Source organism: Streptomyces sp. NPDC127117, from assembly GCF_042677325.1.
Lineage (GTDB): Bacteria > Actinomycetota > Actinomycetes > Streptomycetales > Streptomycetaceae > Streptomyces.
Map to the genome: position 1 here is coordinate 259,253 of NZ_JBHXTM010000004.1, position 16,765 is coordinate 276,017.

The window sequence follows — 16,765 nt, forward strand, 5'->3', positions numbered from 1 at the left end:
TTTCCCAGCGCGGCCGGGGCCGGGGGTGGCAATCTGCTGAGCAGTAGATACGCACAGCTACATAGCCGGAGGTGCCGTTTCCGTGCCGACCAACGTCAATCCCACCGTCAGACGACGCCGGTTGGGCCAGGAATTGCGCCGCCTGCGCGAACTCAAGGGCATGACGGCCGAGGAGGTGGCGGAGCAGCTGCTGGTCTCGCAGTCGAAGATCAGCCGCCTGGAGAACGGCCGCCGCTCCATCAGCCAGCGCGATGTCCGCGACCTCTGCAGGGTGTACGAGGTCGAGGACGTCAGGATCGTCGACTCGCTCATGCAGATGGCCAAGGATTCGCGCCAGCAGGGCTGGTGGCACGCGTTCGGCGACATCCCGTACAGCGTCTACATCGGTCTGGAGACCGATGCCGAATCGCTGCGGGTGTACGAACCCCAGGTGGTCCCGGGTCTGTTGCAGACGCGGAGCTATGCCGAGGCGCTGATCAACGGAGCGCTGCCGGAGGCCCCGCCGAGCGACATCGACAAGCGCGTCAGCGTCCGGGCCCGACGCCAGGACCGGATCACCGATCCCGAGCATCCGCTGCGGCTGTGGGCGGTCATCGACGAGTCCGCGCTGCGCCGGCTGGTCGGCAGCAAGCAGGTGATGATCGAACAGCTGGAGCAACTGATCGAGCTCTCCCAGCTGCCGCATGTCACCGTGCAGGTGCTGCCGTTCGACATGGGCGCGCACCCCGGTATCAACGGGCAGTACGCCATTCTGGAATTCCCGGACGCCGCCGATTCCAGCGTCGTCTACATCGAGGGCGTCACCAGCGATCTCTATCTGGAGAAATCCAATGACGTTCAGCGGTACAGCGTCATGTACGAACACCTGCGGGCGCAGGCGCTGAATGTGGAACAGACCCGGCACTTCATCACCGAGATCGTGAAGGACTACACCCGGCCCGGCGTCAGCTGAATACCGGACGGCCCGTAAGGTCCGGAATGCGGTGAATGAAGTGATGTCACGGGGTGGGTGGCGGCAAGGTACACCGACGCCCACCCCGAGCGTAAGATCTACTTGGTATATACCACTCGGTCGAGTGAACGCCCCCTTCGCGCAGGGAGCTTGGCGAGTAGCGTCGATCACACCAACCGGAAAACTGTTGGTGTCATACACGCGACTCTTTGAACCGGAGTGAACATGGCCATTCGTCAGGGTGCTACGGACAAGTGGACGAAGTCCTCGTATTCCGGGGGCAACGGCGCCTGCGTCGAAGTCAAGTCCCCTCTCACGCAGGCAATTGCGGTACGTGACTCGAAGGCCCCCGAGGGCCCCTCGATCACGTTCGTCCCCGCCGCCTGGAACGCATTCGTGCGCGATGTCGGCAAGGGTGCGGTCGACGCCTGACCGATGATTTACCGTTCGCATCGCGGCGCCGGATCCGGTGCTGCCGTCAGCCCTCTCGACTGGTCCGCCGTCCTGGCCGAGGGGGCTCGGTGCCCGATCCGACGGGAAGCCGGGCGATCGCGACCGCCCGGTGAAGCCGGTCAGCGGAGCTGATCCACGTACAGGTCGGTCCCCGGCACCGTCGGGATGAACGGCGCCACCAGCTCCACCCGCCCCAGGCCGGATTCCGTGACCGCCGCGTCGAGCCCGGTGAAGTGCTCGTTCCAGCACTCCCTCGGGTCCTCCTGGAGGAACCACAGCAGGGTCAGCCGGGTGTCGACCCCCTCGACCTGCTTCACATAGCTCATCCGGTCGCCCGGCAGCGGCGTGGGCCGGAAGACGGTCACCATCGCCGCGGGCGAGCCGGCCAGCCGCTCGGGCAGATGCCGCGCCCGCAGCCACTCCAGCAACTCGCCCCGCGCGCCGCCTCCCTCGCCGCCTCCCTCGCCGTCCCCCTCCGCGTCGATCACCTGGAGGACCAGCCCCCGGTAGGGGTGGTCCAGGGCGTGAAAGTCCCGGGGCCCGGCGGCACCGTCCCGGTAGACCGTCGCCTCGTGGTCCTGGAACGCGGTGAACACATGGGTCCGGCCCTGGTGGACCCGGCCGTCCCGGTTGAGCCTCCGGTTGATGCCGACGGTCCACCGCATGTGGTCGTCGTAGCGTCCGTCCGTCACCCAGTACGTCGACAGGTAGCAGCCCGCCGTGACGGGCTGCGCGACCGCGGACGCCTCCGGGTAGCGCAGTTCCTGGAGCTCCCGGGTGGCCACCCAGCGGCGCCCGGCGAACATCCAGGGCATCGCCATCGCGCCCGCGTAGTAGTGGTCGTCCTCGTACCAGCGGTTGTAGGCGTACTCATGGCCCGGGTGCGGTTCCACCATGGTGATCAGCGCGTGGCCGGGATGGACGCCGTACGGCCCCAGCGCGGCCAGTTCGGCATAGGTGTCGCTCCGCGTCTCGTCGCTCATGCCGTTCCCCTTCCGTACTCCGCAGCGGCGTCCTACTCTGACGCCCCGTCAGGAGATCTGCCAGAGCCGGGAGGCCGCCGATGTTGTTAGCGGGGAAGACCGTCATCGTTTCCGGGGTGGGTGCCGGGCTCGGGCACCGGGTCGCGGCGGCGGTCGTACGGGACGGCGGCGACGCGGTGCTCGGGGCGCGCACCGCCGCGAATCTCGCCAAGTCGGCGGCCGAGATCGACCCGGACGGCCGGCACACCGCCCAGCTGGCCACCGACATCACCGACGAGGCGCAGTGCGAGGCGCTCGCCGCGCTGGCCCTTGAGCGGTTCGGGCGGATCGACGCGGTGGTCCATGTCGCCGCCCGGGACAGCTACTTCGGCGGGATCGAGGGCGCCGACTTCGCCACCTGGCAGTCGGTGATCGACGTCAATCTGCTCGGCACGCTGCGGATGACCCGCGCCTGTCTGCCCGCCCTCAAGGAGCGCGGCGGCTCGGTGGTGATCATCGGTACGCAGTCCTCGGTGGCCGCGCCGACCCAGGTCCAGCAGGCGGCGTACGCGGCCTCGAAGGGGGCGCTCACCTCGGCCATGTACTCCATGGCGCAGGAGCTGGGCCCGCACCGGATCAGGGTGAACACGGTGCTGCCGGGCTGGATGTGGGGGCCGCCGGTGCAGGCGTTCGTACGGTTCACGGCGCACAGCGAGGGGGTGCCCGAGGCCGAGGTGCTGGGCAGGCTCACCGAACGCATGGCGCTCCCGGAACCGGCCACCGACGGCGATGTCGCCGAGGCCGTCACCTTCCTGGCCTCGGACCGGGCGCGGGCGATCACCGGACAGTCGCTCCTGGTCAACGCGGGCGAGCTGATGCGGTAGGCGGCTGATGCGATGAGCCTCCCCTTCTTCGCCGCACGGGCCCGCAACCCGTGCGGCGTTCCTCGTTCGCCGCGCAGCGTTCCCTGCGCGGTGCTCTCTGTGCAACCTGACGAAGTGCCCGCTCATCGTGTGTCCGCCGTCACGTCGGCGACAACGACCGCGTAGGTCAAGAGCAAGCAAAATCGTTCGAATCGCTGATCTGCGTTCACATCCCTGACCGTGAAAGCCTTGACCGGGGTGCCGGGCAGACGGTTCAATCCCCGATGTCCCCGCTCCCGCACGGGGCCCCGCTGAACGGCCGTACTGGCGAAGTGCGTTCCCCGTTCACAAGGCGGACCCCAGGAGGGGGCACATGAACAGTCTCGACTGGGTCGTGCTCATCGGCTACTTCGGAGTGATGGTCGCGATCGGGCTCTGGTCCCACAAGCGCGTGGACGACGTCAGTGACTTCTTCACCGCGGGCGGCAGGATGCCGTGGTGGCTGTCCGGCATCTCGCACCACATGTCCGGCTACAGCGCGGTGATGTTCACCGGGTACGCCGGTATCGCCTACCAGTACGGCGTGACGTCCTTCGTGACCTGGTCGCTGCCGATCGCCATCGGCATCGGCATCGGCGCCCAGCTCTTCGCTCCCCGGCTCAACCGGCTGCGCTCTCGGCTGCATGTCGCGTCCCCGCTCGAATACCTGAAAAACCGCTACAACATCCAGACGCAGCAGGCGCTCGCCTGGTCCGGGCTGCTGCTGAAGATCGTGGACGTCGGCGCCAAGTGGGCGGCCATCGCCACCCTGCTCTCCGTCTTCACCGGCATCTCGATCACCCAGGGCATCTTCATCACCGGCTGCATCACCGCCGTCTACTGCACGGTCGGCGGCCTGTGGGCGGACGCGCTCACGGAGCTGGGCCAGTTCATCATCCAGCTCCTCGCCGGTGTCGCGATGCTCGTCACCGCCATGAGCGAGCTCGACGGTTTCAGCACCCTGTGGACGGTCTGGGACAAGCTGCCCGAGGGGCACACGGACCCGACGGCCGGCCCGTACACCGTGACCTTCCTGCTGGCGTATCTCTTCATCAAGACCTTCGAGTACAACGGCGGCATGTGGAACCAGGCGCAGCGCTACATGGCCACGGAGTCCGCCGCCGCCGCGAAGCGTTCGGCCCGGCTCTCCGCCGCGCTGTGGCTGGTCTGGCCCACGGTGCTGTTCTTCCCGATGTGGTGCGCCCCGCTGCTGGTGCACGCGCAGAAGCCGGACGCCTCGGACAGCTACGCCCTGATGACCGAACAACTGCTGCCGCACGGCCTGTTGGGGCTGGTGGTCGTCGGTTTCTTCTCGCACACGATGGCCATGTGCTCCTCGGACGCCAACGCCATCTCGGCGGTCTTCACCCGGGACATCGCCCCGGTCCTGTCCAGGTCGGCACGCGAGTGGGGCAGCCGGGCGGGGCTGCTGGCGGCGCGGCTGTCGACGCTCGGCTTCCTCGCCCTGTCGATGGCGCTCGCCACCCAGATCAACTCGCCGACGTTCAAGGACATCATCTCGGTCGTCATCAAGTGGGTCGCCGGTCTGATGGGTCCGATCGCGATCCCGTTCATGCTCGGCCTGCTGCGCGGCTTCCGCAGGTCCGGCCCGACGGCGGCGCTCACCAGCTGGGCGGCGGGGCTGCTGGCGTTCTACTTCACCAACTACAACCTCGACGGTTCGGTGAAGACGGATGTCGCGCTCCAGTACCAGGTGGCCCTGCCGCTGGCGATCTCGCTGGTTCTCTACATCGTGATCGGCTTCATCAAGCCGGAGGACACCCCTGAGCGCGACGCGGTCATCGAGCGGATCAACTCGGACGCCGACGGGGACGGGGACGGTCACGCCGGTGGCGCGACGGCCGGTGCGAGTGTGCCGGCGCAGCCCGGCCCCGGGGAGAGGAGCCTCACCGAGGACGTGAAGGACTGACCGGCGCGCGACGCCGTACGGGCGGGCGGGGGCCATTCCCCGCCCGTACGTGCCTCAGGCGCGCGGGTAGCGGGCCAGCCAGCCCGGTGCGGCGGCCGACGGGCTGTGCAGGGCCGGGCCCTGCGTCATCTCCATGGCGAAGTCGTCCGCGAGCTCCAGCACCGTGGGCCTGCCCTCCAGTTCGGCCAGCCAGGCGGGCGGCAGCGCCGTCTCGCCGTGCAGCGCGCCGAGCAGTGCCCCGCACAGCGCCCCGGTGGCCCTGGAGGGCCCGCCGTGGTTGACGGCCAGCCGCAGCCCGTGGCGGATGTCCTCTCCGACCAGCGCGCAGTACACGGCGACGGCGAGGACCTCCTCCGCCGCGTCCGTGGCCCCCAGCGACTCGATCAGGGCGGGCCCGGGGATGCCCTGGCGCACCGTGCCGAGGGCCTGCTTCAGCGCCTCGGTGACCGGTTCGTGTCCCGGGCGCTCCGCGAGCAGGGCCAGCGCGTGCTGGACGGAGCCGTCCAGGGTCTCGCCCCGGGCCAGGCCGTGCACCATGACGGCGAGGGCGCCCGCGGAGAGCAGGGCGGTGGGGTGGCCGTGGGTCTGGGCGGCGCACTCGACGGCGAGCTGGAGGACGAGCTGGGGCTCCCAGCCGACGAGCAGCCCGAACGGCACGGACCGGGTGAGGGCGGCCGAGTCCCGCGCCTGGGGGTTCTTGGGCTGGTCGAGGGTGCCCATGGTGGTGTCGCCGAGCCCCGTCAGGCATTCCCGGGTCGGGCCGCGACGGGCGTACAGCCATTCCTGCCCGGCCAGCCAGCCGTTGTCCTTGCGTCGCTCGTCGGGCCCCCAGTCGTGCTGGGTGGCCGCCCACCGCAGATGGGCCCGGTGCACGTCGGTGGGCGGGTGCCAGGCGCCGGTGTCGCGGCGGACCTGGGCGCGTATCAGCCCGTCGACGGTGAACAGGGTGAGCTGGGTGACGGCGGTGACGATGCCGCGTCCGCCGTACGCGGGTACGAGGTCGGTGACCGCGTCGGCGCCGTGGGCCTCGCGGATCTCTTCGAGCGTGAGCCCGTCGACCCCCGCCCCGAGCGCGTCCCCGATGGCCCCGCCCAGCAGCGCGCCACGCACCCGGCTCCGGAAGTCCTGTTGTTCGACACGGCCCCACACAGCCGTGGTCCCTGTGCTCACCGTGCCCCTCCCCCGTCGGCCGGCAGGCCGGCCCGTGTGCGACTGCGCAGCACTGTAATCGAACGGGAACGGTCGGTAGAGAGACCGGAAACGGGTACGCGTGGGTATGTGGGCGGACGTCCCGCAGGTCGTTTTTGACTGGTCGGGACCGGTCGGTGACGGGTCGGGGATATCCGCCACCCCATAGGCCAAGAGCGCTCAATGGTGGCGCCATGGCGACTACGACCGTCCAGGGTTCCCGAGGAGACCCGCGGTCACCTCGCCTCGCTCAGTCCGGCAGCACGGGCAGCAGCTCCGGAAGGTGTCCGTCGGACGCCACCGCCGCCGCCACCCGCTCCTCGGGGACCTCCCCGTACAGCGTGGTGCGCGGCTTCGCCGGGCGCCCGGCGAGTTCGGCGATGGCGATCAGGTCCTGGATGGAGCGGTACGAGCCGTAACTCGACCCGGCCATCCGGGAGATCGTCTCCTCCATCAGCGTGCCGCCCAGGTCGTTGGCGCCCGAGCGCAGCATCTCGGCCGCACCCTCCGTGCCGAGCTTGACCCAGCTGGTCTGGATGTTGGTGATGTGGGGGTGGAGCAGCAGCCGGGCCATGGCGGTGACGGCCCGGTTGTCGCGGTCGGTCGGGCCGGGGCGGGCGATGCCCGCGAGGTAGACCGGTGCGTTGGTGTGGATGAACGGCAGCGTGACGAACTCCGTGAAACCGCCGGTCTCCTGCTGGAGCCGGGCCAGCGTCCGCAGGTGGCCGAGCCAGTGCCGGGGCTGGTCGACATGGCCGTACATCATCGTGGACGAGGAGCGCAGGCCCACCTCGTGGGCGGTCCTGATGACCTCCAGCCAGGTCGCCGTCGGCAGCTTGCCCTTGGTGAGGACCCAGCGGACCTCGTCGTCCAGGATCTCGGCCGCCGTGCCGGGGATCGAGCCGAGCCCGGCCTCCTTCGCCGCGATCAGCCAGTCCCGGATCGACATGCCGGTGCGGGTGGCGCCGTTGACGACCTCCATCGGTGAGAAGGCGTGCACATGCATGCCGGGCACGCGTTCGCGTACCGCCTTCGCGATGTCGAAGTACGCGGTGCCGGGCAGGTCCGGGTGGATGCCGCCCTGCATGCAGACCTCGACCGCGCCGACGTCCCACGCCTGCGCGGCCCGGTCGGCGACCTGGTCCAGGGAGAGGGTGTACGCGTCGGCGTCGGTGCGCCGCTGGGCGAAGGCGCAGAACCGGCAGCCGGTGTAGCAGACGTTGGTGAAGTTGATGTTCCTGGTGACGATGTACGTGACGTCGTCGCCGACCACGTCGCGCCGCAGCGTGTCCGCGATCCGGCACAGCTCGTCGAGCGCCGGCCCGTCCGCGTGGAGCAGGGCGAGCGCCTGCTCGTCGGTGAGCTTCGTCGGGTCGTCTGCCGCCTGGCTCAGCGCCTCGCGCACATCGCCGTCGATCCGGGACGGCACCATGCCGGGTGCGGCGGCCTCGCGCAGCGCCTCCCAGTCCCCGTACACCTCGTCGAAGTCCTCGCGGCGGTCGCCGGTGCGGCCCTCGGTGTCGATGGTGCGGTGCAGATCGGTTCGGCCGGTGGCGCCGAACTCCTCGTCGGGCTCCTGCCAGGGCAGGCCGACGGGCATCGCGCCCTCCTTCGCGAGCCCCGTCTCCGGGTCCGCGAGCGCGCGGACGTGCGGCAGGAGGCGAGGGTCGAGCCACGGCTCGCCGCGCCGGATGAACTCCGGGTAGATGGTGAGCCGTTCCCGCAGCGCGAAGCCCGATTCGGCGGTCCTCGCGGCGAGTTCGTCGATGTGCGGCCAGGGCCGCTCGGGGTTCACATGGTCGGGCGTGAGCGGCGAGACCCCGCCCCAGTCGTCGATCCCGGCGCCGACGATCAGCGCGTACTCGGCGTCGACGAGATTCGGCGGGGCCTGGATGCGGGCGGACGGGCCGAGGATGTGCCGGGCCACGGCGATGGCGGCGGCCAGCTCCTCCAGTTCGGCGTCCGGCATGGCGCGCATCGCGGTGTCCGGCTTGGCGCGGAAGTTCTGGACGATGACTTCCTGGATGCCGTGGTAGGCGCGGGCGGTCTTGCGCAGCTCGAAGAGGGAGTCGGCGCGCTCCTCGTACGACTCCCCGATGCCGATCAGGATGCCGGTGGTGAACGGGACGTTGGACCGCCCCGCGTCCTCCAGCACCCGCAGCCGCACGGCCGGTTCCTTGTCCGGGGAACCGTGGTGCGGGCCGCCGGGTTCGGACCACAGGCGGGTGGCCGTCGTCTCCAGCATCATCCCCATGGACGGGGCGACGGGCTTGAGCCGCTGAAGATCCGTCCAGGTCAGCACGCCCGGGTTGAGGTGCGGGAGCAGCCCGGTCTCTTCGAGCACCCGGATCGCCATGGCGCGTACGTACGCGAGGGTGTCGTCGTACCCCTCGGCCTCCAGCCACTCCCGCGCCTCCGGCCAGCGGTCCTCCGGCCGGTCGCCGAGCGTGAACAGCGCTTCCTTGCACCCCATGGACGCGCCCTCGCGGGCGATGTCCAGCACCTCGTCCGGCGACAGGAACATCCCGTGTCCGGCCCGCCGGAGCTTGCCGGGGACGGTGACGAAGGTGCAGTAGTGGCACTTGTCGCGGCAGAGCCGGGTCAGCGGGATGAAGACCTTGCGCGAGTACGTGATCACACCCGGTCGCCCCGCGGCTTCGAGCCCGGCGTCCCGCACCCGGGCGGCCGAGGCGGCAAGATCCCTCAGGTCCTCGCCCCGCGCCTGGAGCAGTACGGCGGCCTCGGCCACATCGAGGGCGACACCGTCACGGGCCCGCTTGAGGGCACGCCGCATGGAATTGGTCGTCGGACGTCCGCGCTGAGGATCGGTCATGAACCCGAGCATACGAGCGAGGCCCGCACCCCGGACCGGGGCATCTGCCCCGAAGCCCGGACAGCTCCGACGGGCCCGAGCCGACCGCGTACCGGGGGCGGGCCACGTCAGGCGGCCGAGGAGCGCCGACCCGCTCCGATCCCACCCGCACCGCCGCCCTCGTGTGCGGTGACGGAGAACGCCGAGGTACGCCCGGCCGTTCTCGGTCAACCTCTGGCCTGTTGCCTGCCTGGGGGTTTGGACGGCGCCGTCCACCCGTACGAGTGGACGATGGGAAACGTTTCCCCGGGGTGATCCCGGCGAGGTGAGCATGTGTCCGACTCTTCGTCATCACCTCTGCCACGGAAGGCGGGCACAGTCGTGTCGTTCGACAGCACCCAGGGAAACCCGTTCGAGATCAGCCCCGACGACGTCGCCAGGCTGGAAGCGATCCGCGAGGGGATGCTGGACCCGTCGCCGCGCCGGATCGGCCGCCTGGACCAGTGGGGCCTGGCCGATACGTACGAGACGTACTCGGAGGTCGCCCGGTACACGGAGCTCTCGATCGCCATGCCGGACGGGACGATGCTCGACGCGTCGCTGAGTGTCCCGCGCGACCTCGCACCCGGACAGACCTGTCCGGCGGTCGTCCTGCCCGCCCCGCTGATCAATATCGGGCACCGGGCCTACCTCGGCATGTTCCCGCGTTGGGCCCTGGGCGGCTACGCCGTCCTGGCCTACAGCCAGCGCGGTCTTGCCAAGTCCACGGGCGAGATCCACGTCGCCGGACCGCAGGACGTCGCCGACGCCACCGAGATCATCAACGCACTGGTCCAGATCGAAGGTGTCGATCCCGACCGGATCGGCTTCTTCGGTTCCTCCTACGGCGCCGGGACGAGCCTGCTGGCGGCGGCGTACGACCAACGGATCAAGGCCGTGGCCGGCACCAGCGCCTGGGGAGACCTGTTCGCCTCGCTCTACGAGAACGGCACCCGGCACCTGGCGGCCTTCGAGGCGCTCGTGAAGCTGTTCGACGAGGACCGGTGCTCGGAGGAGTTCCGCGGCATCATCCAGAAGATCCGCAGCAACACCATCGACGACGAGGTCCGGGAGTTCGCCCGCGTACGGTCGCCCAAGCACCGCCTGAGCGCGTACAACGACGCCGCGACACCGATCCTGCTGACCACCTCCTGGCACGAGACGATCTTCTCGGTGCCCGCCGTCGTCGACCTCTTCACCGACCTGACGGGGCCCAAGTCGCTGCTCGTCCAGGTCGGCGACCACGGCAACGGCGAACTCGCCGGCCTGGCCGGCCTCTTCTCCAAGCCCACCGAGATGGCATACCGGTGGATGGACCACCACCTCGGCGGCAGCGCCGGCGACGGACGCGTGCCGCGGTTCGGCATTCGCTCGGAGTACATGCACAACCTCCTGTCCGACCTCCAGCACGACGACTGGGAGAGCTACGCCCTGCCCCGGAAGCGGTTCCACCTCGCGGACGCCGCCGCCGGCGAGCGCGACGGGCAGCTGTCCGAGGGCAGCCCGCAGCCGGGCTGGACCCGCTCCGTGAAGGCCACCGGTCAGGGCACCGAGGCCGTCGTCGCCCCGAAGCTGGTCCAGACGGGCCTGGCCGAGCGCATGGGCCTGCCGCACGTCTACAGGACCGCCGACATCGACCGCGGCCTCGCCGCGATCTGGACCACCGCGCCGCTGGCGCAGGCCATGCGCGTCCAGGGCGACCTGGAGGTGCGGTTGACGGTGACCCCGCAGCAGGCGGACGCCACGATCGTGGCCTACCTGATGGACTGCGACCCGGCGACCGGCAAGGCCGCCATCATCACCCACGCCCCCTACACGCTCACCGACGGGCAGGCCGGTGAGGCCACCACGGTGACCTTCCCCCTCCAGCCCGCCCACTACGTCCTGGCCAGGGGCCGCCAGCTCCAGCTCGTCATCGACACCAACGACCCGTTCTTCACCTACGCCAACACCACCGCACCGGTGTTCACCCTCGAACTCACCTCTCCCCAGGGCGCCGAGTCCTACATCGACATCCCCCTCGGCACCCAGGACTGACCCCACACACCGCATGTCGGTGCGGCCGGCCCGATCGCGAACGGGCCGGCCGCGTCAGACCAACTCGTCCGCGAGCAGATCCATCAGCAGACCGTCCTGCCAGACGCCCGTCCGGTGGTCCCGCCAGTACGCCCGCATGATTCCCACAGGCTTGAACCCGACCTTGCCGTAGCAGCGGATCGCCGCGGAGTTGGCCGCGGCGGGATCGATGGTCAGCCGGTGATGGCCGCGCTCCCGAACCAGCCACCGGGCCAGCGTGCGCACCGTGTCGGTACCGAGGCCCTTCCCGTGGTGCCTCGCCGTCAGGAAGATGTCGATGCCCGCGTGGCGGAACTCGGGATCGTTCTCCTCATCGAACTGGACGGCGCCGATGACCTCGCCCTCGAAAACGACGGCCAGCATGCGTTCGTAGCCGTCCGGGGGCGACCACCACGCCGCGACTTCCGGCTCCCTCACGACCCTTTCGAGGATCTCACCATCGCCATCGGCCACCGGCCGCAGCGCAACCTTGTCCCCACGCAGCTCCATGCCCTCATTCTCCCCGGGCGGCGAACCCACCTAGTGCTGTGACCGGGATGGTCCACCGTGATCGGAAGGCGGCTCGCGGGACGAGCGCACGCGCAACGGCTGGTATTACTGGGGCATGCAGGAAGAGACGGCACGCTCCGCGATCGACACATTCATCTCCGCGTTCAACGCCTCGGACGACAGCTATGTGACTGCCCTGCTCTCCCAGGCCCTGACCTCAGACGTGGTCTTCTGGGGGCCGTTGGGTCGCAGCGAAGGAATCGCGGCGGTCGAGCGGTTCGTGCTGGACATCCGGCGCCACCCGGCGGGGACCGGCACGATGGTGCGCTGCTCAGCGGTGGACATGCCTGACGAGTGGGCCCGGTACCAGTGGGTCTTCACCACGCCGGATGGAGGCCCCCGACTGGCGGGAACGGACGTCGTCCATCTGCGGCGGAGCCTCATCGACCAGGTCATCGTCTTTGCGGGGGAGATCGCGCCGTCCGCCTCCTGAGTCGTCCTTCTGCCGCTGTCCTTCTCGTGAACTTGTCCCTTTCGGCACTCCGGGGCTGCGGTTCGCGGTCGGTCAGGCTGCGGCGTTGAGAGGGCGTCCGCCCCAGCGGATGCCCCTCTCGCTGCGGATGCGGGCGCGTTCCTGCCACCGCGCCTCCAGCGGTCGACTCACCGATCTTCACCGGCACGCAGCCGCGATCACCCTCACCGAGAAGGACGTCGTCCTGCTCGCCCCCGCCGCCGCGACCTGGTTCGAGCGCGGTGCCACGCCCGCCGCGCTCCGGCACGCCTTCACCGACGGCCTTCCCCAGCCCCTCAAGCGCCCCGCCAAGCTCCTCCGGTACCGGCTCACCGCGCTCGTCCCGCCCCGCCGACCCCGGAGCAGCCCTCCGTCCTGCTCCAGAACTGCGACCGCTGCGACCGGGCCTTCCGCTCCCCCGTCCCGGGCAACTGCCGCGAGTGCCGCGAGGAAGCGGCCGGTGATCCGTACGCCCCGTTCCCTATCCTGAGCGGATGATCACTGCTCCTGAACTCGTCATATTCGACTGCGACGGCGTTCTCGTCGACAGCGAGCGCATCGCCGTACGCATCCAGGTCCAGGTGGGCGCCGAGCTGGGGTGGGCGCTGACGGCGGAGGAGGTCGTCGAGCAGTTCGTGGGGCGGTCGAACAAGTCCATCGGCGAACTGGTCGACGCCCGGTTGCCCGGCGCTTCCGCCGCCTGGCAGCAGCGCTTCGAGGACCTCCACCGCGACGCGGTCGAAACCGAACTCGTCGCGGTGGAGGGTATCCACGAAGCGCTGGCCGCCATCGCGCTGCCCACCTGCGTGGCGTCCAGCGGCAGCCACGAGAAGATGCGCCACACCCTGGGCCACACCGGGCTCTACGCGCACTTCGAGGGACGCATCTTCAGCGCCACCGAGGTCGCACGCGGAAAGCCCGCCCCCGATCTCTTTCTTCACGCGGCCCGGCGGATGGGTGTCGAACCCACCTCCTGTGTGGTCGTCGAGGACAGCAAGTACGGTGTGCAGGCCGCCCGTTCTGCTGGAATGCGAGCCTTCGGCTTCGCGGGCGGGCTGACTCCGGCGCGCTGGCTGGAAGGTCCGGACACCGTGGTCTTCGACGACATGCGCAAGCTGCCGTCGCTGCTGTCCGGGTGCTGATGACTCGCGGGGCTTCAGGCCGTCACCACTCGTCGCGGCCGATCACCCGGAAGCTGCCCGCGACGCCGTTGTTGATGAACACGCCGCCTTGGACGTCGGGGGTCACGACACCGTAGGTGCTGCCGTAGGGGCCGACCGTGGCGACCGGGGCACCGCCGTCACAGGCGAACCCCCGGAAGACCTCGACCGTGTGCCGGCTGTTGTTGGTGATGCTGAAGCTGCTCGATCCCAGCCCGCTGGCCGCGGGGACGCAGCCCCCCGGATAGGCGGTGTACTCCCGCTCGTTGAAGAAGATCCTCTCCTCCCCCTTCCGGTCGTAGCCGCGGTCGCGCCCGCCCCGGCCACCGCCCTCGTCGCCGTACCCGCCCCGGCCGCCGCGGTCGCCGCCCTCGTCGCCGTACCCGCCGCGCCCGCCCCGGTCGCCGCCCTCGTCGCCACGCCCGCCGCCCTCGCGGTCGGAACCGCCGCGGTCGCCGCCCTGGTCTCCCTGGCCTCCCCCGTCCGCCTTGTTCCCCGCGTCCGTCTTGCCCTCCGTTCCGCTTCCGCTGTCGCTTTCGCTACCGAGGGGGGCCGGTGCGGGGGCGGCCTGCCGGGCGGGCGGGGCGGCCTGGTGAACGGGCTGCTCGGCCCGCGCGGCGGCCGGTTCGGCCTGGGTGGATCCGTCAGTCGCATAGGTGATACCGGTGGCAAGGGCCGCTGCGCCGACTACAGCGGCCGCCACGGCGAAGGTACGCGAAGGCATGTCACTTCTCTCCGTCTCAGAGACGTCGGCCGGACGGCCAACCTGCGGCGAACGTACCGACAGACCCCATACCTGTCATTTCGGACAGATCCAGAGTGTGACGCCGCAGGACCGGTCGGGTTCAAAGAAGCTATTCCACGCATATCCGCACCTGTGCCGCTGTGCTGGCCGGGTGTCAGCAGTTGCGGACCGACCAGACGGGGCTCCAGCCGATGGAACTCTGCTCGCGGGCGGTGCTCTTCCTCAGCACGTTCCCGCTGCCTCCGTAGAACGTGGCGACCGTGCCCTTGGTCTGGTTGTTGTCGAAGAAGCCGTCGCCCTCGAAGTTGGACAGGGCGTACTTGTTGCAGGTCTTGAGGGAGTACACCTTCCACTGGTTCTTGGTGTAGTCCCACACGCTCAGGCACAGGTTCTCGTACGCGCAGTTCGAGGGCGTGCCGTCGGGGTAGTGCTTGTACGGCGCGGCCGGCGAGATGCTGGGCGAGACCGCGGCGATGCTCTTCGCCGGCGTGTCGGCCTCGGCGGGCACGGCGACGACGCCCATGGCGATCGCCGAGGCCAGTGCGGTGGCTGCGCCGAGTGCAGAGTATTTGACGCGCATCTGGGTGAACTCCTCCTGTTGGCGGCCGAGTCGACGGCCGGCTCCCGTGCGGTTCCCCAGCAGTCTGTGGCGGCGGGAGACCGAGGCGCGCGTCGTTTCGGGTCCAGCCAAATCGTCGGGTCAGCAGCCGGCGAGCAGGCGGCGGCCCAGTGGTGTCGCCGCGTGCCGGACCCGCTTGCCGTCCCGGCGGCTCGCGACGAGTCCGCCCTCGCGCAGTACGGCCAGCTGCTGGCTGACGCTCGGCAGCGACAGGCCGGTCGCCTCGGCCAGCTCGGAGGTGGAGGCGCAGGCGCGGACGGCCGTCTCGTACAGGAGCGCGGCACGGGCCGGGCCCAGTAATCGGGCCAGCGAGGCCGAGGACGCGTCGGACGGGGCGGTCGTACGGTCGACCGGGTGGATGAGCACCGGCCGCAGCCGGTCGTCCGCCAGGGTGATCGGCTGCCGCCAGCAGAAGTACGACGGGACCAGGAGCAGTCCCCGGCCGTCCAGGTGCAGGTCCCGCTCGACCGGGTAGCTGACGGTCAGCACGGGCGGCTCCCAGACCGCCATCGGCCGCAGGCTGTTCAGCAGTGCCCGCGTGCCGCCGTCCACCAGGGCGCGGGTGCGCAGGGCGGTGTCGGCGGCCGTGGCGGCGCCGATGCGGTTCCACAGCGGGGCGATGAACTCCTGGTGGTACGTGCGCAGGTTGCCGCCCAGGGCGGTGAGCGCCGTGATGTCGCCCCGGGCCAGTTCCGTGCCCGCCCACGGCCGTCCGCCGCCCGCCGACAGCAGGGTCAGTTCGTCGCGCAATCGGTGTTTCGGGGTCGCCAGGACCCGGTCGACGCCCGAGCGGAGGTCATCGGGGCCGTCTTCGGCGGGCGGGGTGAGGAAGTCCGGGAAGTAGGCGGCGCGCGGCACCAGACTGCGCAGCGCCGATGCCGCGTCCCGGGCCGCGCCGCCCCGGCGGAGCAGCCGGCCGGCCGCCTGCCGCCACGGATCGAAGGCGAGTGCCCCCTCGGGGTTCTGGAGGCGGCACAGGCTGCACACGATCTCCCACAGCGGGTCGGGGCGGCTCGCGAGGCGCACGTTCTCCAGGTCCCTGCCCGTGAAGTGGATACGCAGCATGGCTTCCCCCCGTTGGCCACCGACGCTCGACGCGAATGCTGTCACGCACGGGGCTCCGGGCCACGGCGGCGCGACGCGGCGCTGCGAAGCCCGGGAGATTCCGGCCGCCCCGAACGTCGCGCGGCGGAACCCGGCCGGCCGGGTTCCGCCGCGTGAGACCTGCCGAGGGCCTGTGCTCGGGAGTGAGCCGGCTACTGCACGAAACGCCAGGTGATGTCGATCGTCCCCTGGTCGGGGGAGGCGAGCGCCTCGTATGCGCCGCGCGTCAGATCGAGGCCGTGCGCCTCCGTCGTCGGGGCGGCGTCAAGGACCGTCGCGGTTATGGACCTTCCGTTGTGCGTGATCTCGACCTTCCGCCCGCACTGAGAAGTCCCGGATCCGAACATGCGGTAGTCCAGTGCGACAACGAGGTCGCCGTCTCGGATCTGTTGGCCGCACGCCCCCGGTACCCCGTTGGCGCTGAAGAAACTCGCCGTTCCGCTGTAGCCCTGCGGCCGGTCCGACGGTTCGTCCTGCTCCGGCGGCTTCGATGTCCGGCCCGGCTCCGGGGGCGGCGCCGTGGTCCTGTTCCGGTCCGGGGGCGGCGTTGTCGTGCTGCCCGGCTCCGGGGGTGCCGTTGTGCTGCCCGGCTCCGGGGCGAGAGTGGGGCCGGGTGACTCGGTAAGGGTGGAACCGGGTTCCGGCTGTCCTGAAGTGCTCGGCACCGGGACGGGGGTGTCGACGTCCTCCGAGGCGGAGGCGGTGGCGACGATCACGGCGGCGGAGCCGGCGGCCAGTAATGCGGCCGCCGCGATTTTGGCGATCCTTGCTCTCAACGTTCCCTCTCTGAATGTCACATTCCGAGCGGCGCGTATGCGAGGCA

The 16,765-nt window shown here is 70.4% G+C and carries 16 protein-coding genes; 8 read left to right on the plus strand and 8 right to left on the minus strand.

What is annotated here, in order from left to right; all coding sequences use genetic code 11:
• The first annotated feature begins 82 nt into the window (after positions 1 to 82).
• Positions 83 to 952 (plus strand): helix-turn-helix domain-containing protein, encoded by an 870-nt coding sequence (locus tag ACFVH0_RS06135; RefSeq protein WP_385818279.1) that lies wholly within the window; start codon positions 83 to 85, stop codon positions 950 to 952.
• A gap of 225 nt (positions 953 to 1,177) precedes the next feature.
• Positions 1,178 to 1,384, plus strand: coding sequence for a DUF397 domain-containing protein (locus ACFVH0_RS06140; RefSeq protein ID WP_189278436.1), 207 nt, complete (start codon positions 1,178 to 1,180; stop codon positions 1,382 to 1,384).
• 140 nt (positions 1,385 to 1,524) lie between these two features.
• On the opposite strand, the gene ACFVH0_RS06145 is transcribed toward ACFVH0_RS06140, so the two are convergent.
• Positions 1,525 to 2,388: a hypothetical protein gene (locus tag ACFVH0_RS06145; RefSeq protein ID WP_385818280.1), complete on the minus strand. Its 864-nt coding sequence runs from the start codon at positions 2,386 to 2,388 to the stop codon at positions 1,525 to 1,527.
• A gap of 80 nt (positions 2,389 to 2,468) precedes the next feature.
• Between ACFVH0_RS06145 and ACFVH0_RS06150 the strand changes: the two genes are divergently transcribed.
• The gene (locus ACFVH0_RS06150; protein ID WP_385818281.1) at positions 2,469 to 3,251 is read left to right on the plus strand and encodes an SDR family oxidoreductase; all 783 of its coding nucleotides are present in this window, start codon (positions 2,469 to 2,471) and stop codon (positions 3,249 to 3,251) included.
• Between the two features lie 352 nt (positions 3,252 to 3,603).
• Positions 3,604 to 5,199 carry a sodium:solute symporter family protein gene (locus ACFVH0_RS06155; protein WP_385818283.1) on the plus strand — a complete coding sequence of 532 codons (1,596 nt, stop codon included), beginning with the start codon at positions 3,604 to 3,606 and terminating at the stop codon, positions 5,197 to 5,199.
• Between the two features lie 54 nt (positions 5,200 to 5,253).
• Here ACFVH0_RS06155 and ACFVH0_RS06160 read toward each other — a convergent pair whose 3' ends face one another.
• The gene (locus ACFVH0_RS06160) at positions 5,254 to 6,369 is read right to left on the minus strand and encodes an ADP-ribosylglycohydrolase family protein (protein WP_385818284.1); all 1,116 of its coding nucleotides are present in this window, start codon (positions 6,367 to 6,369) and stop codon (positions 5,254 to 5,256) included.
• Between the two features lie 268 nt (positions 6,370 to 6,637).
• Complete coding sequence (locus tag ACFVH0_RS06165) at positions 6,638 to 9,220, minus strand: bifunctional FO biosynthesis protein CofGH (protein ID WP_385818286.1); 2,583 nt, start codon at positions 9,218 to 9,220, stop codon at positions 6,638 to 6,640.
• Positions 9,221 to 9,580: 360 nt separating this feature from the next.
• Here ACFVH0_RS06165 and ACFVH0_RS06170 point away from each other — a divergent pair, with 360 nt between their 5' ends.
• Positions 9,581 to 11,275 (plus strand): CocE/NonD family hydrolase, encoded by a 1,695-nt coding sequence (locus ACFVH0_RS06170; protein WP_385818288.1) that lies wholly within the window; start codon positions 9,581 to 9,583, stop codon positions 11,273 to 11,275.
• Positions 11,276 to 11,329: 54 nt separating this feature from the next.
• Here ACFVH0_RS06170 and aac(6') read toward each other — a convergent pair whose 3' ends face one another.
• Positions 11,330 to 11,803 carry an aminoglycoside 6'-N-acetyltransferase gene (gene aac(6') / locus ACFVH0_RS06175; RefSeq protein ID WP_385818289.1) on the minus strand — a complete coding sequence of 158 codons (474 nt, stop codon included), beginning with the start codon at positions 11,801 to 11,803 and terminating at the stop codon, positions 11,330 to 11,332.
• A gap of 115 nt (positions 11,804 to 11,918) precedes the next feature.
• Between aac(6') and ACFVH0_RS06180 the strand changes: the two genes are divergently transcribed.
• From ACFVH0_RS06180 to ACFVH0_RS06190, 3 genes are all read left to right on the plus strand, one after another.
• Positions 11,919 to 12,296, plus strand: coding sequence for a nuclear transport factor 2 family protein (locus ACFVH0_RS06180; RefSeq protein WP_385818291.1), 378 nt, complete (start codon positions 11,919 to 11,921; stop codon positions 12,294 to 12,296).
• Positions 12,297 to 12,405: 109 nt separating this feature from the next.
• Complete coding sequence (locus ACFVH0_RS06185) at positions 12,406 to 12,804, plus strand: hypothetical protein (protein ID WP_385818318.1); 399 nt, start codon at positions 12,406 to 12,408, stop codon at positions 12,802 to 12,804.
• A 4-nt stretch (positions 12,805 to 12,808) separates the two neighbouring features.
• Positions 12,809 to 13,456, plus strand: coding sequence for an HAD family hydrolase (locus tag ACFVH0_RS06190; protein WP_385818292.1), 648 nt, complete (start codon positions 12,809 to 12,811; stop codon positions 13,454 to 13,456).
• A gap of 22 nt (positions 13,457 to 13,478) precedes the next feature.
• Here the strand turns inward: ACFVH0_RS06190 and ACFVH0_RS06195 are convergent, their stop codons facing one another.
• From ACFVH0_RS06195 to ACFVH0_RS06210, 4 genes are all read right to left on the minus strand, one after another.
• Positions 13,479 to 14,198: a hypothetical protein gene (locus ACFVH0_RS06195; protein WP_385818293.1), complete on the minus strand. Its 720-nt coding sequence runs from the start codon at positions 14,196 to 14,198 to the stop codon at positions 13,479 to 13,481.
• Positions 14,199 to 14,373: 175 nt separating this feature from the next.
• The gene (locus ACFVH0_RS06200) at positions 14,374 to 14,799 is read right to left on the minus strand and encodes a hypothetical protein (protein WP_385818295.1); all 426 of its coding nucleotides are present in this window, start codon (positions 14,797 to 14,799) and stop codon (positions 14,374 to 14,376) included.
• A 120-nt stretch (positions 14,800 to 14,919) separates the two neighbouring features.
• Positions 14,920 to 15,903 carry a helix-turn-helix domain-containing protein gene (locus ACFVH0_RS06205; RefSeq protein ID WP_385818297.1) on the minus strand — a complete coding sequence of 328 codons (984 nt, stop codon included), beginning with the start codon at positions 15,901 to 15,903 and terminating at the stop codon, positions 14,920 to 14,922.
• Between the two features lie 191 nt (positions 15,904 to 16,094).
• The gene (locus ACFVH0_RS06210) at positions 16,095 to 16,718 is read right to left on the minus strand and encodes an RlpA-like double-psi beta-barrel domain-containing protein (RefSeq protein WP_385818298.1); all 624 of its coding nucleotides are present in this window, start codon (positions 16,716 to 16,718) and stop codon (positions 16,095 to 16,097) included.
• Between the last annotated feature and the right edge of the window lie 47 nt (positions 16,719 to 16,765).